Annotated in this window: 23 protein-coding genes and 2 pseudogenes; 11 read left to right on the plus strand and 14 right to left on the minus strand. The window is 71.1% G+C overall.

Annotated features, from left to right (window positions below; all coding sequences use genetic code 11):
• Positions 1 to 25 precede the first annotated feature (25 nt).
• The 6 genes and pseudogenes from nuoE to D5R93_RS10330 form a co-directional block, all read right to left on the minus strand.
• A complete protein-coding gene (gene nuoE / locus D5R93_RS10305) occupies positions 26 to 820 on the minus strand; it encodes an NADH-quinone oxidoreductase subunit NuoE (protein ID WP_120205085.1) in 795 nt (264 codons plus the stop codon).
• Positions 820 to 2,202 (minus strand): NADH-quinone oxidoreductase subunit D, encoded by a 1,383-nt coding sequence (locus D5R93_RS10310; RefSeq protein WP_119836651.1) that lies wholly within the window; start codon positions 2,200 to 2,202, stop codon positions 820 to 822. Before D5R93_RS10310 ends, nuoE begins: the two co-directional genes overlap by 1 nt.
• Positions 2,202 to 2,998, minus strand: a pseudogene (locus D5R93_RS10315) (NADH-quinone oxidoreductase subunit C). The gene D5R93_RS10310 and the pseudogene D5R93_RS10315 overlap by 1 nt, the downstream one beginning before the upstream one ends.
• Positions 2,995 to 3,609 (minus strand): NADH-quinone oxidoreductase subunit B, encoded by a 615-nt coding sequence (locus D5R93_RS10320; protein ID WP_396027240.1) that lies wholly within the window; start codon positions 3,607 to 3,609, stop codon positions 2,995 to 2,997. The pseudogene D5R93_RS10315 and the gene D5R93_RS10320 overlap by 4 nt, the downstream one beginning before the upstream one ends.
• A 21-nt stretch (positions 3,610 to 3,630) precedes the next feature.
• Entirely contained in the window at positions 3,631 to 3,990 is a 360-nt protein-coding gene (gene ndhC, locus D5R93_RS10325) for an NADH-quinone oxidoreductase subunit A (RefSeq protein ID WP_119836654.1), read from the minus strand.
• Entirely contained in the window at positions 3,987 to 5,357 is a 1,371-nt protein-coding gene (locus D5R93_RS10330) for a geranylgeranyl reductase family protein (RefSeq protein ID WP_120205087.1), read from the minus strand. Before D5R93_RS10330 ends, ndhC begins: the two co-directional genes overlap by 4 nt.
• Positions 5,358 to 5,652: 295 nt before the next feature.
• On the opposite strand from D5R93_RS10330, the gene D5R93_RS10335 reads away from it, so the two are divergent.
• A complete protein-coding gene (locus D5R93_RS10335; protein WP_119836656.1) occupies positions 5,653 to 6,372 on the plus strand; it encodes a demethylmenaquinone methyltransferase in 720 nt (239 codons plus the stop codon).
• Positions 6,373 to 6,436: 64 nt separating this feature from the next.
• Here the strand turns inward: D5R93_RS10335 and D5R93_RS10340 are convergent, their stop codons facing one another.
• The 4 genes and pseudogenes from D5R93_RS10340 to D5R93_RS10355 form a co-directional block, all read right to left on the minus strand.
• Positions 6,437 to 8,272: a S1C family serine protease gene (locus D5R93_RS10340; RefSeq protein ID WP_120205089.1), complete on the minus strand. Its 1,836-nt coding sequence runs from the start codon at positions 8,270 to 8,272 to the stop codon at positions 6,437 to 6,439.
• A 438-nt stretch (positions 8,273 to 8,710) separates the two neighbouring features.
• Entirely contained in the window at positions 8,711 to 9,676 is a 966-nt protein-coding gene (locus D5R93_RS10345) for a hypothetical protein (protein ID WP_243106715.1), read from the minus strand.
• Positions 9,673 to 10,407, minus strand: a complete 735-nt coding sequence (locus D5R93_RS10350) for a thiamine pyrophosphate-binding protein (protein ID WP_243106716.1) — start codon at positions 10,405 to 10,407, stop codon at positions 9,673 to 9,675. The genes D5R93_RS10345 and D5R93_RS10350 overlap by 4 nt, the downstream gene beginning before the upstream one ends.
• Before the next feature lie 188 nt (positions 10,408 to 10,595).
• Positions 10,596 to 11,647 (minus strand): annotated as a pseudogene (locus D5R93_RS10355) (o-succinylbenzoate synthase).
• Between the two features lie 491 nt (positions 11,648 to 12,138).
• Here D5R93_RS10355 and D5R93_RS14560 point away from each other — a divergent pair.
• The 10 genes from D5R93_RS14560 (at position 12,139) to D5R93_RS10405 (ending at position 19,086) form a co-directional block, all read left to right on the plus strand.
• Positions 12,139 to 14,589 carry a PrsW family intramembrane metalloprotease gene (locus D5R93_RS14560; RefSeq protein WP_120205092.1) on the plus strand — a complete coding sequence of 817 codons (2,451 nt, stop codon included), beginning with the start codon at positions 12,139 to 12,141 and terminating at the stop codon, positions 14,587 to 14,589.
• Between the two features lie 60 nt (positions 14,590 to 14,649).
• Positions 14,650 to 14,832, plus strand: a complete 183-nt coding sequence (locus D5R93_RS13620; protein WP_205570042.1) for a hypothetical protein — start codon at positions 14,650 to 14,652, stop codon at positions 14,830 to 14,832.
• Positions 14,829 to 15,152, plus strand: coding sequence for a hypothetical protein (locus D5R93_RS13625; protein WP_205570043.1), 324 nt, complete (start codon positions 14,829 to 14,831; stop codon positions 15,150 to 15,152). Before D5R93_RS13620 ends, D5R93_RS13625 begins: the two co-directional genes overlap by 4 nt.
• Positions 15,153 to 15,446: 294 nt before the next feature.
• Positions 15,447 to 15,689 (plus strand): hypothetical protein, encoded by a 243-nt coding sequence (locus D5R93_RS10375; RefSeq protein WP_120205097.1) that lies wholly within the window; start codon positions 15,447 to 15,449, stop codon positions 15,687 to 15,689.
• Between the two features lie 204 nt (positions 15,690 to 15,893).
• Positions 15,894 to 16,100: a hypothetical protein gene (locus tag D5R93_RS10380; RefSeq protein ID WP_120205099.1), complete on the plus strand. Its 207-nt coding sequence runs from the start codon at positions 15,894 to 15,896 to the stop codon at positions 16,098 to 16,100.
• 414 nt (positions 16,101 to 16,514) lie between these two features.
• Positions 16,515 to 16,934, plus strand: a complete 420-nt coding sequence (locus D5R93_RS10390; RefSeq protein ID WP_120205104.1) for a hypothetical protein — start codon at positions 16,515 to 16,517, stop codon at positions 16,932 to 16,934.
• Positions 16,935 to 17,015: 81 nt separating this feature from the next.
• On the plus strand, positions 17,016 to 17,156 hold the full coding sequence (locus tag D5R93_RS14190; RefSeq protein WP_243106718.1) for a hypothetical protein: 141 nt from the start codon (positions 17,016 to 17,018) through the stop codon (positions 17,154 to 17,156).
• Between the two features lie 246 nt (positions 17,157 to 17,402).
• Positions 17,403 to 17,705: an enoyl-CoA hydratase-related protein gene (locus D5R93_RS14195; RefSeq protein WP_243106719.1), complete on the plus strand. Its 303-nt coding sequence runs from the start codon at positions 17,403 to 17,405 to the stop codon at positions 17,703 to 17,705.
• Between the two features lie 28 nt (positions 17,706 to 17,733).
• Entirely contained in the window at positions 17,734 to 18,303 is a 570-nt protein-coding gene (locus D5R93_RS14200) for an enoyl-CoA hydratase-related protein (protein WP_243106720.1), read from the plus strand.
• A gap of 195 nt (positions 18,304 to 18,498) precedes the next feature.
• Positions 18,499 to 19,086 (plus strand): YagU family protein, encoded by a 588-nt coding sequence (locus D5R93_RS10405; protein ID WP_120205106.1) that lies wholly within the window; start codon positions 18,499 to 18,501, stop codon positions 19,084 to 19,086.
• A gap of 73 nt (positions 19,087 to 19,159) precedes the next feature.
• Here D5R93_RS10405 and D5R93_RS14565 read toward each other — a convergent pair whose 3' ends face one another.
• The 4 genes from D5R93_RS14565 to D5R93_RS10420 form a co-directional block, all read right to left on the minus strand.
• Positions 19,160 to 19,618: an ATP-binding cassette domain-containing protein gene (locus tag D5R93_RS14565; RefSeq protein WP_279221348.1), complete on the minus strand. Its 459-nt coding sequence runs from the start codon at positions 19,616 to 19,618 to the stop codon at positions 19,160 to 19,162.
• 62 nt (positions 19,619 to 19,680) lie between these two features.
• Positions 19,681 to 20,082: an ATP-binding cassette domain-containing protein gene (locus D5R93_RS14570; RefSeq protein WP_279221349.1), complete on the minus strand. Its 402-nt coding sequence runs from the start codon at positions 20,080 to 20,082 to the stop codon at positions 19,681 to 19,683.
• A 3-nt stretch (positions 20,083 to 20,085) separates the two neighbouring features.
• Positions 20,086 to 21,150: an ABC transporter permease gene (locus D5R93_RS10415; protein WP_120205109.1), complete on the minus strand. Its 1,065-nt coding sequence runs from the start codon at positions 21,148 to 21,150 to the stop codon at positions 20,086 to 20,088.
• Positions 21,147 to 22,331, minus strand: coding sequence for an ABC transporter substrate-binding protein (locus D5R93_RS10420; RefSeq protein ID WP_119836825.1), 1,185 nt, complete (start codon positions 22,329 to 22,331; stop codon positions 21,147 to 21,149). Before D5R93_RS10420 ends, D5R93_RS10415 begins: the two co-directional genes overlap by 4 nt.
• Between the last annotated feature and the right edge of the window lie 161 nt (positions 22,332 to 22,492).

The raw sequence follows: 22,492 nt of genomic DNA on the forward strand, positions 1-22,492 counted from the left end.
TCCGGGGTGCTGGCAGGCGTGTCGCTCACTTGCTGTCCTCCTCACTGGTCTCCCGGGGGGCTGTCCACCCTTGGCTGCGGGCGAGTCCCAGGCCCTGGAGAGAGGGCTGCCCCGCTCCCGGTCCCTCCTGTGCCCGGCCGTCCTCGAAGCCCGCCAGCAGCCGCTCGTTCTCCCGGAAGGTCGGCACCGTCTCGGGGCCTCGCGTGGGGGTCACGTCCTCACCCCGCTCCAGGGCCTCCACCAGGGCCACAGCGCTGGCAGGGGTCTGACGGTCGAAGAACTCCCAGTTGACCATGACCACGGGGGCGTAGTCGCAGGCGGCGTTGCACTCCAGCCGCTCCAGGCTGATGGTGCCGTCCTCGCTGGTCTCGTCGCTGCCCAGCCCGGTGTGGTCCGCCACGGCCTGCCAGACCTCGTCCCCGCCCATGACAGCGCACAGGGCGTTGGTGCACACCCCGACGTGGTACCTGCCCGCCGGGTGGCGGCGGAACTGGCTGTAGAAGGTAGCCACCGCGCTGACCTCGGAGCGGGTGAGGGCCAGGCGGTCCGCGCACAGGGCGATGCCCGCCGGGGAGACGTAGCCGTCCACGCTCTGGATGAGGTGGAGCATGGGGATAAGCGCGCTGCGCTCATGGCCGACCGGGTAGCGTGCGATGATCTCAGCGATGTCGGCGTCGAGCCGGGCCAGGACCCCGGGAGCGTAGCCCAGGGCGGAGGCCGTGACGGCGAGGTCGGCCTCCTGGCCGTCGGCCCCGGCGGGGACCTGTGGCACGGCCGCGCCTGCTCCTGCGGCACCGTTGGCGGTCTCAGTGGTGCTCATCAGCGGTCCACACCTCCCAGGACGGGGTCGATCGAGGCCAGGGCGGGGACGAGGTCGGCGATCATGCCGCCCTCCCCCATCATGGCCACCGACTGCAGGTTGGAGAAGGACGGGTCCCGGAAGTGGACCCGGTAGGGGCGGGTCCCGCCGTCGGAGACGGCGTGGACGCCCAGGACGCCCTTGGCGTGCTCCACCGTCTGGTAGACCTGGCCCGCCGGGACCCGGAAGCCCTGGGTCACCAGCTTGAAGTGGTGGATGAGGGACTCCATCGAGGTACCCATGATCTCGCGGACGTGCTCCAGGGACTGCCCCTGGCCGTCGGTGGCGATCGCCATGCGGGCGGGCCAGGCGATGGTGGGGTCGGCCACCATGGTGGTGTTGGAGGGATCGGTGCCACGAGCACTGATGTCCTCCAGGCGGTCCAGGCACTGGGAGACGATCCTGAGCGACTCGTAGGCCTCATCCAGGCGCAGACGCAGGCGGTTGTAGCAGTCAGAGCGGTCGTAGACGGGGATATCGAAGTCGTAGGTCTCGTAGCCGCAGTAGGGGCTGGTGCGCCGGATGTCTAGGGGGTAGCCAGCGGCACGCAGGCAGGGCCCGGTCAGCCCCAGGGCCAGGCCGCCCGCGAGACTGATCTCTCCCACCCCGATGAACCGGGACTTAAGAATCGGGTTCTCCATGAGCAGCAGCTCGAGCTCGTGGATGTCGTTCTTGATGTCCGGCATGACCGAGCGCACAAACTCCGTGAAGCCTTCGGGGAGGTCCTGGGCCAGCCCCCCGGGGCGGACGAAGGCGTGGTTCATCCTCAGGCCGGAGACCATCTCAAAGGCCTTGAGGATGTTCTCGCGGCACCGGAAGGCGATGGTCATGAGCGTGGTACCACCCATCTCGTTGCCCCCGGTACCCACCGCGACCACGTGGGAGGCGATGCGGTTGAGCTCCATGAGGAGCACACGGGTCACCGTGGCCTTCTCCGGGACGTCCTCGGTGATCCCCAGAAGCCTCTCCACCGCCAGGGCGTAGCCCACCTCCTGGAAGAAGGGGGCCACGTAGTCCATGCGGGTCACGAAGGTCTCGCCCTGGACCCAGGTGCGGTACTCCATGTTCTTCTCGATACCGGTGTGGAGGTAGCCGGTGCCCACACGGACCTCGGTGACAGTCTCCCCGTCAACCTCCAGCACCAGACGCAGCACTCCGTGGGTCGAGGGGTGAACCGGGCCCATATTGAGCACGATGCGGTCGTTGCGTAGACGGTCGGCCTCGTCGCGCGCGGCGATCTGGGCGGCGACCTCGTCCCAGTCCCCCCCACTGAGGGTGAACTGCTCTGCCCCTGCGGCCAGGTTGTCGGTGGCCGGGCCGGTGGCGTGAACGGTGGTACTCATCAGCGGTAGGACCTCCGGGTGTCGGCAGGCGGGGTGGTAGCGCCCCGGTACTCCACGGGGACACCGCCCAGCGGGTAGTCCTTGCGCTGGGGTGGCCCACCCAGTCGTCGGGCATGGCGGTACGCGTCAGGCTGGGGTGTCCGTCGAAGACGATCCCCATAAGGTCCCAGGTCTCACGCTCGTGCCAGTCGTTGCCCGGATAGACGGACACGACGGAGGGTACGTGCGGGTCGGCCTGGGGGCAGGCGACCTGCAGGCGCAGCTGGCGTCCGCCGTGAGTCAGGCTCATCAGCTCCAGGCAGGCGTGGAGCTCGCGCCCCGCAAGCTGGGGGTAGTGCACGCCGCTGGTACCCAGGCACAGCTCGAAGCGCAGGTCCTGGTCATCGCGCAGGGGGCGGACCACGTCGAGCAGGTGCTCCCGGGCAACGAACAGCGTGAGCTCGCCGTGCTCGACCACGACCTTCTCAACAGCCTCGGCCGGGTCCACCCCGGCAGCGACCAGGTCCTCAATGAGGTGGTCGACGACGTCGTCGAACCAGGAGCCGTAGGGACGCGTAGCGGCGGGAGCCAGGGTGGTGACCTCTCGGTGGCCCCCGTAGCCGGAGGTGTCCCCGGCGTCAGCAGCGCCGAACTGGCCCGTGCCGGTGAAGATCACCTCGGCCCGCAGCTCGGGACGCACGGGGGTCCCGGGCACAACCTCGGCAACAGCGGGAACGGCTGCCACAGCCCCCTGGCTACCCTCAGCACCCTTGCCAGCAGCGGGGTCGGCAACGGTCTTGCCAGTCGTGTCACTCATGCCAGCTGCCCCTTCATCTCGTGGAGGGGAGCGGCCTCCAGCGCGGCGGCCTCCACCGCCCGGGCAATCTCCTCACGGTGGCCGAACAGCGGCTTGCGCTCCACCTGGCGGGTCAGCTCCAGCATGGCGTTGAGCAGCATCTCGGGGCGCGGAGGGCAGCCGGGCAGGTAGATATCCACCGGGACGATGTGGTCGCACCCCTGGACGATGGCGTAGTTGTTGAAGATCCCACCGCTGGAGGCACAGGCCCCCATGGAGATGACCCACTTGGGCTCCGGCATGGAGTCGTAGACGTTGCGCACAATGGGCGCCATCTTGTGGGAGACACGGCCGGAGACGATCATGACGTCGGCGTGGCGCGGCGATGCCCGGAAGACCTCCCACCCGAAGCGCGACATGTCAAAGCGGGGGGTACCCGCCGCCATCATCTCAATGGCGCAGCAGGCCAGCCCCATGGTTACCGGCCACATGGACCGGGCCTGCGCCAGGCCTGCCAGCCGCTCCACAGTAGTGAGCAGGAAGCCGGGCGAGTCCACCTCGCTGGCTGCCTGCGCGTAGGGGTCGTCCCGCTTGGAGGGGATGGACGCCATGAAGGCGTTGTGCTTCTTCATGCTCATGACCAGCGTCCTTTCTCAGTCCCAGTCCAGTCCGCCACGGCGCCACTCCAGGACGTAGGGCACCGTGATCAGGGCGATGAAGACAAGCGCGGCACTCAGCCCGAAGAACCCCAGCCGGGCGAAGGCCGTGGCCCAGGGGTAGAGGAAGACCACCTCCACGTCGAAGATGATGAAGGTCATGCCCACCAGGTAGAAGGAGACGGGGAAGCGGCCGTGCTCGGTGTTGGCGGGGGTAGGGTCGATACCGCACTCGTAGTTGGCGACCTTGACCCGATTGCGCCGTCCCGGGCTGATGACGGCGCTCAGCGCGAGCCCCCCGACGGCGACCAGGAGAGCCACCCCGGCCATGATGAGCAGTGACGCGTACGGGTTCATGCTGAGGGCACCATCCTTGTCAGGAGCTGGATGAGGCGGTCGACCCCGTCGCCTCCGCGACGTTCCCAACCGTCCGAGAGAAGCTTGGTCACGACCCGCATGAGGCGTTTGCGCGGCAGCCCGTAGCGGGTGCACAGGCGCATCACCTCCGGGTGCTCGATCAGGGAGACGAAGACTCGTCCCAGGGTGTAGTAGCCCCCCATCTCCGCAGCCAGCGCCCGAGGGTACTGGGCCAGGGCCTGCTCCCGGCCCGCCGTGGTGGAGCGCGCCGCCCCCTGGGCAGCCGCCTCGGCAGCCAGCCGCCCCGACAGGAGCGCCTGGGCGATCCCCTCCCCGTTGAAGGGGGACACCATGCCCCCGGCGTCACCCAGCAGCATGAGGCCACGCTCGTAGTGGGGCCTGCGGTTGAAGGCCATAGGCAGGGCCGCGCTGGCCAGGCGGCCGACCTGGTTGTCCGCAGTCAGCTCCCAGGAGGCAGGGACGTTGCGCATCCAGGCGGCGAAGACTGCCCGGTAGTCGATGCTGCGGGAGGCGGCGGCCGAGGCGCTGGACGCCACCGACCCCAGGCCGACGTTGACCAGCCCGTCCCCGACCGACCAGATCCAGCCGTAGCCCGGCAGGAGGCTGCTGGACCCCGGCGGGCCGTCCCACAGCTCGAGCTGGGACTCCATCCAGGTGTCCTGGGCGCGCGGGGAGCGGAAGTAGGCGCGCACCGCCACCCCCAAGGGCCTGCCACCGTCCTTGGTGCGGCCCACGGCCGTGGCCACCCGGGCTGAGACGCCTCCCGCGTCAATGACTAGCGGGGCCGTGAAGGTGGTCGGCCCCTCAATGGCAGGCTGTGCCACCGAGCGCGAGGGCCGGGCCTCCACGCCGGTAACCTGGCCTCCCCCGGAGGACACCGGCGCGGTGACGGTGACGCCAGTGAGCAGCCGCGCCCCGGCACGCTGGGCGTGGCGGGCCAGGTCCTCGTCAAGGTCGCAGCGCCGCCTGGCCAGGCCGTAGGAGGGAAAGGAGGGCTGCTCGGGCCAGGGAAAGTGGAGCCTGTGACCCCCGCCGACGACCCGTAGGCCCTCGTTGCGCTGCCAGCTCGAGGTATCAACCCCCATCCGGACCAGCTCACGCACCGCCGAGGGGGTCAGCCCGTCTCCGCAGACCTTGTCCCGGCCGAGCCGACTCCTTTCCAGGAGCAGGACGTCCAGGCCGAGGACCGCCAGGTGGTAGGCGGCCGCGGACCCGGCGGGGCCCGCTCCGACGACGATGACGTCAGCCTCTCGCTCGTCACGGCTGACAGCACCTGCCCTCTCAGGAGCCGGGGTACCGGCAGACCGGGCGGCGCGACCGCTTAGCGCCGTGGTCGCCGTCGTCATTACGTCCCCTCTCCTGCACCTGAGCACGACACGCACCACCCTTGGGACCTTCCCCTCGGGAGACGGTGCTGGACCGACTCTACCCAGGGCGACCCTTCCATTTGACCGCACTACCGAGACCGGGGTCTTTCGTTGCCGTGCCGGGAAGACGGGGCAAGCCTCCCACAGCTTCCCCCGCCCCTGTTGCGCACGAATTACGACTTAGCGGAATGACGAATTTCCCTTCCGTCCTCCCCTCCGCACCCCGGGCCGCCCCTGGGCCCAGGACACGGCCCCGGCCTGAGATGATGTCCCCATGAGCCCAGCCTCCCGCCGAGCCAGTCTCGCCAAGGACCCCGGCGAGGTCGCCTCGATGTTCGACGCCGTCGCCCGCCGCTACGACCTCACCAACGACCTCGCCAGCCTGTTCCAGGTACGCATGTGGCGCGCCGTCACCCGCGCCGCCGTGGAGCCGGCGCCGGGCAGGAAGGTCCTGGACCTGGCTGCCGGGACGGGAACCTCCGCCGCCGGGTACGCCGCCGCAGGAGCCCAGGTCCTCGCCTGCGACTTCTCCGCCGGAATGGTCGCTGAGGGCCGACGCCGCCACCCCGGTGTCCACTTCGTGGTCGGGGACGCCATGAACCTCCCGTTCCCCGATGCCTCCTTCGACGTCTCCACGATCTCCTACGGTCTGCGCAACATCCAGGACCCGCTGCGCGCCCTGAAGGAGATGGCCCGCGTGACCCGGCCCGGGGGACGGCTGGTGGTGGCAGAGTTCTCCACACCTGTGCACCCCGTGCTGCGTCGCCTGTACCGCTCCTACCTGGGCACCGTCCTGCCTGCGGCCGCGCACCTGGTGTCCTCCAGCAGCCAGGCCTACGACTACCTGGGCGAGTCGATCCTGGCCTGGCCCGACCAGACCGGGCTAGCCCGGCTCATGCACCAGGCCGGGTGGCGCGGTGTTGGCTACAAAAACCTCTCCGGGGGGATCGTCGCCGTGCACCGGGCGACCCGCCCGCAGGACCGACAGGACTGAGCCCGACCAGTAAGCTGGTCGGCACCTGCCCCGAGCAGGACCAGCCCGGGCAGGCTGGGCGCGCTCAGGAGTCGGGGCGCTCCGCGAGCGTCACCTTCACGTCGCGCGAGGACCCGTCACGGATGACTGTCAGCGTGACTGTGTCCCCAGCAGAGTACTGGCGCACAAAACCTGTCAGGGCGGCGTCCTGGGCGGTGGTCTTGCCGTCGATGGCCACGATGACGTCACCCTTCTCCAGCCCTGCCTCGTCGGCAGGGGAGCCGGACTCCACCGAGGTGACCTCGGCTCCCCCGCGTTCCTCCCCGTCCGCCTGAGCCGTGCCGTTGGTGAGGCCCACTCCCAGGTAGGCGTGGGTGGCGGAGCCGGACTCGATCAGCTGGTCGGCCACCTTCTTGGCGAGATCGCTGGGGATGGCGAACCCGATGCCGATGTTGCCTGAGCTGTCGGCGATGCTGGCAATCGAGCTGGTGATACCGATGACATAGCCCTTCTCGTCGAAGAGGGGTCCTCCGGAGTTGCCCGGGTTGATGGCCGCGTCAATCTGAATGGCGTTGGTGTACACGTTCGCCCCTGGGCCTGAGGCGCCGGAGTCGTCCTCGGAGTTGACCACCGGGCGGTTGAGGGCGGAGATGATCCCTGTGGTAGCCGTGGAGGACAGCCCCAACGGGTTACCGATCGCCATGACGTCCTGGCCGGTGACCAACGAGTCCGAGTTGCCGAACTGGGCCACGGTCAGGTCGTCGGGGGCGTCCACGATCTGGATGACCGCCAGGTCGGTAGCCGGGTCGGTACCGGTGACCTCGGCCTCGTACATCCGTCCATCCGCGAGGGTGACGTAGAGCTGGCGGGCTGTAGAGACGACGTGGTTGTTGGTCAGGACGTGGCCGGAGCTGTCGTAGATAACTCCCGAGCCCACGCCCCCCTCGCTGTCGCCGCTCTCGAAGGTGATGGCGACAACGGCGTTGGACACTGCCGCGACAACCGCCTCCCAGTCCGGGGTCTCGCCCGCGGACTCCACGACCTGGGTCGTGTCCCCGGTGGCGATCGCCGTGGGCGCTGTCGCGGACGCGGCGGGGGAGTCAGAGCCACCGCCGAGCACGGAGCTGACGGCCGCGCCGCCTCCAGCTCCCAGCAGGACGGCCACCGCCGTGGCTCCTGCCAGGGCGCCCCACCCCGGGCCCCGGCGCCGCTCGCCGCCCGAGCCTGACGCCACGGCCGGGCCGACAGCGGGAGCGGCCAGGTCCGGGCCTGTCGTGGCGGAGGAGCCAGCGGCGGGGTAGGGCGCAGCAGCGCCGTAGGACGCCGTAGGCGCTGTGGCAGGCGCTGTGGAGGGTGCTGAGGCTGTGGAGGCCGTGGAGGCCGTCGGGGCAGCGGAGGCCGCAGAGGTAGTGCTGGTAGCGCCGATGGCACCGGCAGTACCGGTGGTGGCTGCCGAGGGGGCGGAGGAGCCGTAGGCGGGGGCGCTGTAGGAGGGAGGAGCCTGAGAAGTACCGTACGAGGCACCGTAGGACGCCCCGTAGCCGGAGCCCGTGGCACCGGCCCCTCCTGCTGTGGGCTGGGTCGCCGTCTCCCCGGAGGCGGCAGGACCAGCAGGCCGCGAGTCGCCCGGACGCGAGGAGGGCCGGGAGAAGTCGTAGCCACCGGGCTCCTGCGCGACACTGGGGCGGGCCTGCCTGGCCTGCTCAGCCCACCCAGCATGTCCGGGCGTCGGGACGCCGGAGGGAGGTGTCTCCGCCTGGTCCGGGTCCAGGGAGGACGGCACCACGGGGGAGGAGGCCGCCCGCTGCCCGTAGGGGAGGGTCTTCTCCTCCTCGGCATAGTCACCGTGGGAGACGGCCTCCTCCTGGCCGGAGCCGACCGGACCGTACCCGCTAGGAGTGGTGTCGTCGTTGCTGGTCATATATGTTTCCTCCTTGAGCCTGCGGCTCCACGGCCCGTCGCCCAGAAGCCAACACCGGCTTCCTGAGGCGCCTCCGACGCGAGCCTGGGCGTCCGCTGTGGATCGTGTAGCCGTCGCGCACCAGACACGTGGGGGAGCCGCTGGCAGGCAGCCGCGTGCTTCCTTCCGTTCCTATCCGTCCGCCCAGGAGGATACCGAAGAACCCTGGCGCACCGAAGCCTCCCGGATCACAATAACGCTGAGCCCCTGCACCGGCTGCTCCAGCAGGTCCCGCAGCTCGGCCGTGCCGGAAGGTAGAAGGGTACGGGCACCAGCGGCCCGGGCCAGCTGCGCCACGTCAACGGCCTGGGGGCGGCAAGGAGCCGCTCCAGGCGCTGGCTGTCGACGACGTCGGCGTACTCCAGGCCGCGCAGGATGCTCCCCCGGAGTCGTCGATGACTACGACCTGGAGGTCCGGCTCAGTCTCGGCGGTCCCGTGCACCAGGGACATGGCGTCGTGCAGAAAGGTAAGGTCCCCATGACCGAGCGCACCGGCGCGCGCGAGCCCACGGCCAGGCCGACAGCAGTGGCCACCGTGCCGTCGATCCCCGCCAGGCCCCGGTTGGCGACAGCGCGGGGAGCAGCCGGGGAGCCAGGCGCGGCGCCGGGGGCGCTGCGGGCGCCGTCCGGGTCGCCCTCCAGGGGCTCCTCACGGCCTGCGGGCGCGGCGAGCCGATCCAGGCGGCGCACTGTCATTGAGGAGCCCACCACCAGCAGGGGCGCCCCCGGCCTCAGGCAGGCCTGCCACACCGCCTCCACCGCCTCGTCGGCGGCACCTGGCCGCACGGCGGGCAGGGCGGACACCGCGTCGTGCCAGGAGCGCAGCCACCCCGGAGGGGCCGCGCCCAGGCCGCAGGCCCGAGCCACGAGCAGCGCCAGGGAAGGGTCGTGGGGCAGGCCAGGACTACGCGACAGCGTGGTGGGGTCGATGTGGACGACCTCGCTCGCAGTCCCGGCGACATCGGTCCAGCGGGCGCGCTCGGCCAGGACCGTCACCGCCAGGTCGTGGCGGCCCAGGAGCGCGGAGACAGGTCGGCTGAGGCTGGGATGGCCGACCACGACGACGTGTTCGGCACGGGAGGCCAGCTCCTGCCCCGCCTGGGTACCCAGGAGCTCGGCGTAGCGTGCCAGGGCGCTGGGGCCGCCCCGGGCCTGGGAGGTTGGCTCGGCCAGCAGCGGCCACCCCAGTGCCTCAGCCAGGGACCGGGCCGTGCGCCCGGTCCCCGGGTGCGGGGTGTCCCCGGCTACGACGAGCCCCCGGGTGCTGGCAGGAGCACCCCGGTCAGCCAGGTCAGCCGGGCCCGGGAGACGCAGGTCCGGCAGACCCGGGACGGCCGCGCGCAGATCCGTGACGGTGCCAGTCATGGGTCGGACGGCGGCGTCGCCAGAGTGCCCGGGCGCAGGGCGGGGAGAGGTAGCGGGACGGTTGGCGGTCTCCACCCCCTGACCAGGGGCGGACGGCTCTCCCGGCTCCTGCTGAGCCGGAGGCACCAGGGGGCCAAGGGCGGGCGGAACCGGGTGTTGACCAGAACCGGGCCGGGGTCGCGGGAGAGTGCGCCCGTGGCAGCGGCGACGGCGCTGCGCACCTGCCCGGCCACGGCGGCCGTCCCCTCCCGTACCCCCAGGTCGGCCGTGAGGTCGGCGGGCAGGTCCACGACGGCACGCACCGCGTCGGCAAAGACCGAGGTCTGCTGCATGGTCTGGTTGGCACCGGTGCCGACCAGCTCGTGGGGACGGTCTGCGCACACCAGGAGGAGCGGGACGCCAGCGGCGTCGGCCTCGCACGCGGCAGGGTGGAGATTAGGCACCGCCGTCCCGGAGGTGGTGACCACGGCCGCCGGGAGCAGGCGCCCCTCCAGGGCGTGGGCGCGCGCCATCCCCAGGGCCATGAACCCGGCACTGCGCTCGTCGAGGACCACGCGCAGCTGCACACGGCCGGCCTCGGCGGCATCGGCCAGCGCCCAGGCCAGAGGGGCATTGCGCGACCCCGGGCACAGCACGGCCTCACGCACCCCCTCAGCCAGGAGCGCGGCCACGACTGCCCGGGCCAGCACCAGCGAGGGCGGCTGCGTACCTGGAGGCGTTGAGAGGGTCACCGGCACAGGATACGGACCGGGTGGCACGCCAGCCGCGAACCCCCTCACGGACGCCCTGTCCGCCTACAGCCTGTCCGCCCGCAGCGACAGGCCGGCCCTGTCCCGTCCGCACCGCCGAGGCCGTGACCTACGTGACACGACCACCTGAGCGACCGCCTGGCAGCCGAGGCCTCCGTGAGGCCCCTGTCTCACAGGGGCAGACCGGCGACGGCGGCAGCAGGGTCACGGGCCTCGCGCTCACGACGTGCCCGCAGCGCCCCCAGAAGGTGGGTCAGGCGCACCTGCCACCGCGCGGTGAGGTCGTCGTGCGCCGCAGCAGCCTGCAGGAGGGTGGTGGAGACGTGGGGGGTGCGCACCGTCAGCACCCCGTCGGTGGCAAGCGTGCTGGGTGCGGCGACGTCGCGGCGCAGCATCCGGACCGTGCCCAGCCCGCAGGCGTGCCCCAGGACCGGCAGGGTCGAGGCCAGGACCGCCCCGGCCCCCACCCCCACAGAGGTGTCCAGCGCGGAGGAGACCACGGCGGGAAGCCCCAGGCGCTCGGCCAGGTCGAGCGAGCGATGGATACCACCCAGGGGGGCGACCTTGAGGACGGCGACGTCGGCGGCCATGCGGCGCGCCACGCGCAGAGGGTCCGCGGACAGGCGGATCGACTCGTCGGCGGCCACGCGCACGTCCACGTCCCGGCGCAAGGCGGCCAGGTCCTCCACGTCTGAGCAGGGCTGCTCCACGTACTCCAGCCCCCCGGCGGCAGCGTCCATGAGCGGCAGGACCGTGCGGGCCGTCTCCAGGTCCCAGGCACCGTTGACGTCAATACGCACCTGCCCGGAGCGCCCGACGGCGTCGCGGACCGCTTCCAGGCGCTCCTGGTCGGCGGCCAGGGCCTGCGGGGAGCCGCTCACCTTGACCTTGGCGGTAGCGGCCCGGAGGCGGTGACCATCTGGTGCGCCTGCCGGGCGCTGACCTCGGGGACGGTGACGTTGACGGGGACCGTCTCCCGGTAGCGCGGCGGGGCGACGTCCCCGCGTGCCTGGGACAGGCCTGCGGCCAGCCAGGGGGCGGAGGCCTCGGCCCCGTGGTCCCAGAAGGGGGACACCTCCCCCCAACCGCCGGGACCGTGGAGGAGCACGCCGTCACGGCGGGTCAGCCCACGGAAGCGGGTCGACAGGGGGATGTCCCACGCGACGGCCCGGTCGATGCCGTCGAGAAGCCCGGTGGGGTCCTGCGCCCGCAGCGCGGCCATATCGATCTCGCCACCGAGTGACGTTGCTGGAGAGGTCACGGACCTAGAATACGAAAAGGTCACAGAAAACACCGCCGACCTGCGCCGGGGAGGTTCCTGGGCGTTGCCAGGGGCGCGCAGGCGGCGCGTGTTGTGACAGCGACCCCGCTCCGTTACAGTTCCGTGATTGCAGCCCCGTACCTGGTACCGACCTGCACCAGGCGGGACAGTAAGCCGACACCTGTGGCCGTGAGAGGACCGTGATGACTGCACCCGGGTACGGTGCCCCGCCGGGCGGACAGGCGCCACAGCCCCCTCCCCCGGCTCCCCCGGGAGCGGTCAGGAGCTACGGCGTGTGGCCCAGCCAGACGGGCACGCCCCCGGCAGGTGGACCTGCGCGCACTCAGGCCTCCAGCGGGCAGGCCCCTCCGGGACGACAGCCTCCGGGGCAGGTGCCTCCCGCCTCTCCCCCACCTCCTCCTGCGCCTCCGTCCGCGCCTGGCCCGGCCCCCGTGCCCGGCGGGGAGCTGGGCCTGGAGTGGTGGGAGGTCCTGGGGGCACGGCTGCGCCGGTGGCGCGGCCTGGCAGTACTGCGCCGCCTCCAGGTGCTGGCCGTGTGGGCGGCGCTGCCGCTGGTCATCGCGGCGGTGGTAGTGGTGCCCTCCCTGCGCTACAGCCTCGGGGCGTGGGCGGGGTGCCTGTGGGTGGTGGTGGCCTGGTTCTGGCTGGCACGCACCAAGTCGGTGCCGTGGCGGCTGGTCTCGGTGGTGTTTGCCGTCTCGGCACCCTGGGCGGGAGTGGTGGCCTGGGTGTCGTCACGGCTGGTGGAGGCCGCCGATGTCTCGATGAGGTCCGTAGAGGCGCAGGTGGTGGCGGCTCCACTGGTCGAGGAGCTGGGCAAGCTGGTGCCGCTGGTGGTCCTGGCCGTGGCGGCGCCGGGACGGGTGCGGCGTCTGCTGGTGTCCGACTGGCTGGTGCTGGGCGTGGCCTGCGGTGCCGGGTTCATGGCGATGGAGGAGGGCGCCAGGCGGCTTGCCTACATGGAGGCCACCGGGCTGGTGTGGACTACGATGGACCGGGCGTTCTGCTCCGTGACCAACAGCTCCGACATGATGGAGTGCATGGGGGCGACGACCTTCGGCCTGTCGCCTTTTTCCGGGGAGTTTCCGGCCGCGCTGTCCTTTGGCGGGCACGCGGTGGTCACCGGCCTGGTGGCGGCGGCCATCGGGGTGGGACGCCACCTGTGGTGGCGCTCCCAGCACCTGGAGGGCACGCCGCGCCAGGCGGCAGCCCTGCGGGCCGTCAGCGTGGTGCTGCCCGTGCTGGCCTGGTGGGTGGCAGTGGTGGACCACGCGGGGCACAACGCCTCTACCGAGAACCTGACCTGGGCCAATACCAAAGGCGAGGCGCCCTCACTCGTGGTCGGGATCACCAGCACGCTCACCGGCGGGGGCGCGGGGCGCGGATGGCTGCTGCTGGCGGTGCTGGTGGCGGCCGCCGTCCTGGACGCGCGCATCCTGTGGGCAGGCGGGTACTCCACCAAGCTCCTGGAGGACGTCGGCGTGTACGACGGCGCCGTGGGCGGGGGCTGGCTGGGCGTGTGGCGGTGGCGGCGGATGGCCGCCCTGCCGCCTACCCGGTGGGGCCGGTGGAGGGCGGACGTGGTGGACGCGCTGCTCCTGCCCCTGGTCGAGGCGCGCCTGGCCTGGCGCGCCCTGGCAGCGGGTAAGGCGCTGGGGCGACACCGGCTGGCGGCCCACACCGTGGTGGGGCTGCGCCAGGCGCGCGAGCTGGCCGCACGCGGGGTCGCTGACAGCGGCCCCGGCCGCTGGTCCGTGGTAGCCCTGGCGCTAGTGGTCTCGGTGGTGGGGGTGGTGGTGCTGGCCGGGGTGCCGTCCCTGGCAGGCGGGCTGCGTGAGTCGCTGACCGCCCCGGGCGGGGTGAGCCTGGCCAGCGTGCTGGACGCGCTGGGCACGTGGTGGGAGTCCCTGTCGCCCCTGGAGCAGGGCCTGCTCATGGTCGCCCTGGGCGCGGCCGTGGTCGCCACCGGCGGGTCCCTGTCACTGGCCTTCACCGCGGGCACCTCCCTGGCCATGCTGGACTCGGCCCACACCGCCGCCGACCTGGCACGCGACCCCAAGGGCACCGTCTCCTCCTACCTGGCCACCCACACCCCCGCCGAGATCGCCGCTGACACCACCCTGTGGCTGGCCACCAAGGCCCTCGGCGGGGCCCTGGGCGCCGCCGGAGGCCTCCTGGCCCGCCACGCAGCCCGGGACCTGGCCGAGCCCCGCCTGTGGCGCAACGCCTCCCTGCTCGACGACCTCCTGCCCGGCCACGGACTCAGACCCGCCTACCCCCACCCCGCACCAGACCCCCGCACCCTGCACCGCGCCCACCACACACACACGCACAGAACACGCAAGCCAGACAGGACCAGCCAGACACACAGCACACCCACAGCCGGGACACGACCCCAGCGAGCCAGACCCCAGCGGCCCAGACCCCAGCCCCAGGACTGGTCCAGCCCCGCCACCCGCCAGGCCTGGTACGACTCCATGAATACCCAGCGCAACCCGCCGAGCACCGAGGCCTACCGCTACCAGCACCGCGTCCTGGGCACCGACGTCGAGCGGGAGCTCGTCGCCGACGACGGGGAGGCCATCATGGCTGACGCCGTCCTGCCCGACGGGACCGCCTACACCGCCTACGACGCCAAGCACACCAGCGGCGGACCGACCTCCATGTACGAGGGACGGCGCCCGCCATTCATCCAGGACAAGCTCATGGGGCGCTTCGACGACGAGATGAGGCGCTACGGTAAGGTCATCACCTCCCGGGGCAACCCCGTGACCCGCCTGGTCGTGGTCACCAACACCCCCCGCGCCCAAGCCTACCTCACCCAGCGCGTCCAGGCCCTCCTGGGACCAGACGCCCCCGTCGAGGTCCGCCTCGTCCCCTGACCTCCGCACAACCAGACCAGCACAACCACCACCCGCAACCAGCAGACAGCGAGGACCACCATGGGAGTTGACCACATGGTCATTACCGTCACGTCCCAGCAGCAGATGATCGACGCCGACACGTTCCTGCGCGAGGCCCAGCGCAAGTGGCCCGGATGCAGGGCATTCAGGTGGGACCCCGCCACCCACATCACCGACGCCGCAGTCAATGTCCGCCCCACCGAGGCCCCCCCTTCTCCGTGATCCACTTCCCCGACAACGGGATGATCTCCATCGACGCCCAGCCCTGGGTGGCCGCCGAGGTCGCCGCCTGGGTACGCTCCCTGCACCCCGACCCCAGCCTCGTCCTGTGGTACACCGACGAGGGCTTCACCGGCCACACCGTCCTGACCCCCGGCATCACCCCCACCCAGATAGACCACCAGTGGGTCGACCACCGCGACCACGACCCCGAGCAGGAGTACCCCACTACTTCCACTAGACACCCACACGCCCCCTGGCAGGCGCGGCGACCCGGCCCCGCGACCTGGACCAGCCCACGGCCCCTGGCCCGGGCGGGGTGAGCCTGGCCAGCACCCTGGACGCGCTGGGCACGACACCACACCGCCGCCCCGCCTCCTCCGCCAGCTCGACATCTAGGACACCACTAGCAGACCAGCACAGAGAGTGAGGACCACCATGGGAGTTGACCACATGGTCGTGGCCATGGACCCGACCCAGCAGATGCTCGACGCCGAGGCCTTCCTGCGCGAGGCCCAGAACAGGTGGCCCGGCTGCCAGGCCGTCGTCGAGGACCCGGCCCGCCTCATCAGCGACGCCACCGCCAACATCTCCCCACCCGACGCCCCCCGTTCCACGTGGCCCACTTTCCCCACAACCGGATGGTCTCCATCGACGCCCAGCCCTGGGTGGCCGCCGAGGTCGCCGCCTGGGTACGCTCCCTGCACCCCGACCCCAGCCTCGTCCTGTGGTACACCGACCAGGGATTCACCGGCCACACCGTCCTGACCCCCGGCATCACCCCCACCCAGATAGACCACCAGTGGGTCGACCACCGCGACCACGACCCCGAGCAGGACTACCCCCACTACTTCCAGTAGACACACCCCACGACCAGCCCAGACAACCCGCAAGCCAGGCCAGCCCCGCGACCTGGACCAGCCCACGGCCCCTGGCCCGGGCGGGGTGAGCCTGGCCAGCGTGCTGGACGCGCTGGGCACGACACCACACCACCACCCCGCCTCCTCCGCCAGCTCGACATCTAGGACACCACTAGCAGACCAGCACAGAGAGTGAGGACCACCATGGGAGTCAACTACATGGTCGTGGCCATGGACCCGACCCAGCAGATGCTCGACGCCGACACGTTCCTGCGCGAGGCCCAGAACAGGTGGCCCGGATGCAGGGCATTCAGGTGGGACCCCACCACCCACATCGCCGACGCCGCAGTCGTCTCCCCACCCGACGCGCCCCCTTCTCCGTCAGGCACTTCCCCGACAACCGGTTCATAACAACCGACGCCCACCCCAGGGCGCCGCCGAGGTCGCCGCCTGGGTACGCTCCCTGCACCCCGACCCCAGCCTCGTCCTGTGGTACACCGACCAGGGATTCACCGGCCACACCGTCCTGACCCCCGGCATCACCCCCACCCAGATAGACCACCAGTGGGTCGACCACCACGACCACGACCCCTACACCGAGTACCCCAGTACGTCTACTAGACACCCACACCCGTCGGCCCGGGGCAACCCCGTGACCCGCCTGGTCGTGGTCACCAACACCCCCGCGCCCAAGCCTACCTCACCCAGCGCGTCCAGGCCCTCCTGGGACCAGACGCCCCCGTCGAGGTCCGCCTCGCCCCCTGACCTCCGCACAACCAGACCAGCACAACCACCACCCGCAACCAGCAGACAGCGAGGACCACCATGGGAGTTGACCACATGGTCATTACCGTCACGTCCCAGCAGCAGATGATCGACGCCGACACGTTCCTGCGCGAGGCCCAGAACAGGTGGCCCGGGTGCCAGGCCGTCGTCGAGGACCCCGCCACCCACATCAGTGACGCCACAGTCGTCTCCCCACCCGACGCGCCCCCCTTCTCCGTGATCCACTTCCCCGACAACGGGATGATCTCCACCGACGCCCACCCCCAGGTCGCCGCCGAGATCGCCGCCTGGATACGCTCCCTGCACCCCGACCCCGACCTCGTCCTGTGGTACACCGACCAGGGATTCACCGGCCACACCGTCCTGACCCCCGGCATCACCCCCACCCAGGTCAACCACCAGTGGGTCGACCACCGCGACCACGACCCCGAGCAGGAGTACCCCCACTACTTCCACTAGACACCCACACGCCCCCTGGCAGGCGCGGCGACCCGGCCCGCTACCCGGACCAGCCCACCACCCTGTCACAGACCCCGACTCATGAGTCCCCTGACCTGGGACAACGGCGGCAACCAGCCCTTCACCACCCACGTCCACCCGAGGAGGTCTTCACCGGCCACCAGGCCGCCAACAGCGCCAGCAGCGGCCACGCCAGGCAGCCTGAAGATGTGCAACAGGTGATCCACGCCCCCAGCACCCATGAGGAGGACACGCCTGGGCAGCGCCACCCCGTCTAGGCTGGGCACATGCCTGACACCCGGAGCAACGGCCCCTCCTACCCGCCCCCACCCGGGTCTCCGCCATCTTCGACCCCACCCGGTGGCGTGACGTACCGGAGGTCACCGGCACCACCAGCCCCACCGGGGGCGGCGCCACAGGCCCAGGCAGCGCACCACCCTGAGCGACGTCACCTACCACCGCGGCTGCGTGCGCGACACCGAGGGCACCTGGCTGCGGGACCTGCCCGTGGTCCGGGTGGCGATCAACCGCCCGGAGGTGCGCAACGCCTTCCGCCCCCGCACCGTTGACGAGTTGTACCGGGTCCTCGACCACGCCCGCACCAGCGGCGACGTGGGCGCGGTGATCCTCACCGGCAACGGGCCGAGCCCGCGCGACGGGGCTGGGCCTTCTCCTCCGGCGGCGACCAGCGAGTCCGCGGACGCGACGGCTACCTCTACGAGCGCCAGGATGACGAGGGCTCCCCACCAGTGCCGTCGGCCACGACCATGATGCCGACGTCGCCGCAGCACGCCAGCGCGTGGACACTGCTCGCGCCGGGCGCCTTCACATCCTGGAGGTCCAGCGCCTCATCCGCACCATGCCCAAGGTGGTCATCGCCGCCGTCCCCGGCTGGGCTGCCGGCGGCGGCCACAGCCTCAACGTGGTGTGCGACCTGTCCCTGGCCTCCCTTGAGCACGCCCGCTTCAAGCAGACCGACGCCGACGTGGGCTCCTTTGACGCCGGCTACGGCTCCGCGCTGCTGGCACGGCAGGTGGGTGACAAGCGCGCCCGGGAGATCTTCTTCCTCGCCCGGACCTACGACGCGGTGACAGCGCAGCGCTGGGGCGTGGTCAACGAGGCTGTCCCTCACGCCGAACTGGAGGAGCGGGCGCTGGAGGTGGCCGCGACGGTGGTGAGCAAGTCCCCCCAGGCGGTGCGGATGCTCAAGCTCGCCTTCAACCTGGCCGACGACGGCATGGCGGGCCAACAGGTCTTCGCCGGGGAGGCCACTCGCCTGGCCTACATGACGCAGGAGGCTGCCGAGGGCCGCGACGCCTTCCTCCAGCGGCGCGCCCCGGACTGGTCACCCTTCCCGTACTACTTCTAACTACCTCCAAGCCTCCTCCGACTATCTTCTGCACGTCACCGCCCCTGCCACCACCCAGGCAGACACCCGCACGCACGCGCCAACTTGGACGCCTGGCGCAGCCGTGGCATCGTTGCGCCGACCACATGGAGGGCCCCGCAGGCACTGTACCCACGACCGCTGCGGTGCCCTCGCCACACCACCCCGGAGGTTCCCATGCCCACCTGGATCACTCGCCTGCTCGGCTCGACCGAGCCCTCCCGCCGTCGTCTCGGCGTGGCCGCGCTGGTCGGCCTCATCGGCGGCACCTTCTCCGCCCTGGTCAAGTTCGGCTGGGAGGTGCCCTTCCCCCCGCGCACCCCCGGCATCCGCTCGGACACGAACCCGCCTCAGGCCATGCTGGAGTGGTTCGGCATGTCACCGGAGACCTCGCACCTGACGGTGACCTTCTCCAACAACGAGCTGCCGATCATGTCCTTCATCGTGCACTTCGGCTTCGCGATCGTCTTCGGCCTGATCTACTGCATCGCGGCCGAGTACTTCCCCAGGATCAAGCTGTGGCAGGGCGCCGTCTTCGGGGTCTTCGTGTACGTGGGTGCGCACGTGGTCGTCATGCCGCTGCTGGGGTGGGCACCCAACCCCTTCCCCTGGATCAGCGGCGCCCAGACCTGGTCGGAACACTTCTCAGAGTTCTTTGGCCACATCGTGTGGATGTGGTCCATCGAGATCGTGCGCCGCGACCTGCGTAACCGCATCACCCGCGAGCCCGACGCGGAGGTCGCCCTGGAGGCCGCCACCCGCTGAGTGAGCCCGCGTGCTTACCGACGAGGGCGCCCGTCCCGACTCCTGCCGGGGCGGGCGCCGTCTGTGGTCCCGGTCAGCGGCCCAGGAGGGAGAGAATATGGCGGCGCAGCCGCTGGAACTCGGGGGCGGACTCGTCGCTCCCCAGCCCCTCGGGCACGCGAATGTCCTCCACCACGTGCGCCGGCCGCTCGGAGAGCACGATGACGCGGTTGGACAGGCGCAGTGCCTCCTCCACGTCGTGGGTGACCAGCACCGCGGTGAAGCCCTGCGAGGCCCACAGGGAGGCGATCTCATCCTGCAGGGTCAGCCGGGTGAGGGCGTCGAGCTTGCCGAAGGGCTCATCCAGCAGGAACAGGCGGGGCCGGTTGACCAGTGCCCGGGCCAGGGCCGCGCGCTGCGCCATACCGCCGGACAGGGTGGTCGGGTAGGCCTCGGCGAAGTCGCGCAGCCCCACCACCTGCAGCGCCGCCTCGACTCGCCGCGGCTCCAGGCGTCCACGGGCCTGTGGTCCCAGGGCGACGTTCTCCCGCACGGTGCGCCAGGGCAGGAGCGTGGCGTCCTGGAAGGCCAGCGCCCGCTCGGGGGCGGTGCCGGTTACGGCCTCCCCGTCAACGACGACGCCCCCTCACTAGGAGTCTCCAGGCCGGACAGGAGCCGCAGGATCGTGGACTTGCCGCAGCCTGACTGTCCCACCAGGGACACGAACTCCCCCGGGGCGATGTCCAGGTCGATGCGGTCCAGCACCGGCAGCTGCGCGGGCCTGGAGTCCTCGGCCTCATGGCGGGCGCGGGCTACCGGGGAGACCATCCGCATCAGTGCCGGGACCCAGCCGTGGTCGATGTCGCGACGCAGCGGGTACCGGTGGCTAACACCGGTCAGGCCCACCCGTGCCCCTCGGGGCGTGGGACCGGCGCCAGCGGGCGCTCCCGCGGAGCCGGCCCGCGTTGATGTGGGGGCTGTAGCGGCAGAAGCAGCAGAGGACGTCGGGGCAGCCATGACTTACCACCTCACCAGGTTCTGCTGCCAGGCCAGCAGCGAGGAGCGCAGTTTGAACAGCAGAATCATCAACGCGCGGCAGAAGATGATGAGCACGGCCAGGCCCACGTACATGCGCGGGTAGTCGGCCCACCCCTTGACCCAGTTGATGTACCAGGCGAGCCCCTGGTCAACACCTACCAGCTCCGCGGTCATCAGCGCCGCCAGGCTCGTGCCCAGGCCGGTGAACAGTCCGGTGAGCATGTCGGGCAGGGCCGCCGGGATGGCGATGCGGCGCACCAGGAAGGACTCGCCGGCGCCCAGGGTACGGGCGACGTCGAAGTAGGAGCGCGGGACCGCCCGCACGCCGGCTCGCGTCATGGTGGCCATAGGGAACCAGGCCCCGAAGGCGACGATGAAGGCGGCCGAGACGTATGTGGTCGGCAGGATGAGCACCGCCAGCGGCAGCAGGGAGGCTGCGGGCACCGGCCCGACCGTCTGCAGAAGCGGGTGCAGCCAGTAGTCGGCCCGCCGCGACCAGCCCATGAGCAGGCCCGTGACGAAGCCGAGCACCGAGCCGACGGCGTAGCCAGTCAGAAACAGCAGGGCAGAGGAGCCCAGGCACCGAGCCAGCAGCGTCCAGTCGCCGAGGAAGGCCTCGATGAGCACCTCCGGGGCGACAAAGTACGGGGGATCGAGCAGTCCGGTCTTGACCGTGGTCAGCTGCCAGAGGGTGAACCAGGCCCCGAAGAACACGATCCAGGGCAGCCGACGGGCAAGCGCCTCAGCAGCGGCTCCCGGGCGCACCACGGCCGCGGCCGTCCACACTGCCAGCACCAGGACCCAGGCGCTGACCAGGACGAGCAGCGCAGCCGTGTCCGCGCTGCGCGCCCCGGCGGCATCGGGTACCAGGACTACCACGGCGGCATACAGGACCCAGACAGCCAGCCCCGTCCCCGCGAGACGGTTCCGGCGGGCAGGCCGGGCGCCGGCCCCGGAGGAGCCGGGAGCCGTGGAGGCAGTCCGCGCCGTCGGGGTGCCGACCGGTGCAGGCACCGCCTCGACGGCGGCCTGCGGACTGGCGGTCATCGGGTGATCCCCAGGTCCGCGTAGACGGTGTCAGCAAGCTCAGCGGCGTCAACATCGGCGTCTATGTAGCCGGTGATCTTGAAGTCCTCGATGCCCGGCTCGATAGCCTCACGGAAGGCCGTCGCCGAGGCGCGCCAGCCGTAAGTCTCCAGCACCTGCTCCACCAGGGACTGGTCGGCGGCCACATAGCTGTTGTCAACCTCGATCCTGGCAATCTCCTTACGGTTCGCCTCGGAGGCGGCCAGGTAGTCCGACCCCTTCAGCCATGCCTCGGTCAGCGCCCTGGCCTCGTCGGGTCGACGGGAGACGAAGTCGCCGTTAAGAGCCACCGCACAGCAGAAGGGCTCCTCGTCGTTAGACTCGATCACGCGGGCGGCGCCGTCGAAGACGGGCAGCAGCGGCGCCGGGTCCGAGCCCATGATGGCGTCGACGTCACCGTTGGTCAGACGGGTGCCCAGGGAGTCCTCATCAATGGTGGTCCAGGTGATGTCTCCGTGCTCGGGGTCGACGTCGATCCCCGCCCTGGCCAGTCCGATCGAGAAGTAGGCGAAGGCGGATGAGGACAGGGACGGGACCCCGATGGTGGCTCCCTTGAGGTCGGCGTAGGAGGAGGCAGGGGAGTCGTTGCCGACCACGAGCTGGAGGCAGCCGGAGTGGAAGCCGGCGGTCAGCTTGGCGTTGATGCCGTTATAGATAGGCTCCAACCAGGAGAAGAAGATGCCGGGAGCGCCGATGTACTTACCGGCGCTGAGGGCGTCCTTGGTGTCCTCGGTGCGCTGGGTGCGGGCCAGGGTGACGTTGAGGCCTGCGTCATCGAAGTAGCCTTGGTGGTAGGCGGCATACAGCGGGGCGGCGCAGATGTCGCCGCCGATGACCAGCGGCAGCTCCTCGGCAGCGCCGATGACGCCCTGGTTGGTACGGCGCAGGGTGAGCCAGGAGCCCACGCCGACGACGGCTGCAGCAGCAAGCCCGCCGACGGCCAGCAGCCGGCGGCGTGACGGACGGGAGCCGCTGTCTCCGGGCTGCACGGCCTCCTCCTCCGCGAGAATGTCGGCAGCGTTGTCGGCGGTCACGTCACCAGAGTCGTCACCAGGGTCAAGGCCGGGAGCGCTGGGGTCGGGCTCCTGGACGGGGCTGTCAGGGGTGTGATCTGATCCGGTAGGGCTGTCAGGGGTGGGCATTGAGAGTCTCCTCAGGACACGGGGGCTGACGCCCAGGGGGCGCCGTTGAGGGGTTGTCGGGTTGGGGGATGCTGCCAGGCGCGGGCGGACGTCGTTACCGCGACCACGCCTCAGCGAGGGCCTTGTCCTCATGCTTGTCCTCATGGTCCGTCGTCCTCGTG

This window comes from Actinomyces lilanjuaniae (assembly GCF_003606385.1).
In the GTDB taxonomy this organism is placed as follows: Bacteria; Actinomycetota; Actinomycetes; order Actinomycetales; family Actinomycetaceae; genus Actinomyces; species Actinomyces lilanjuaniae.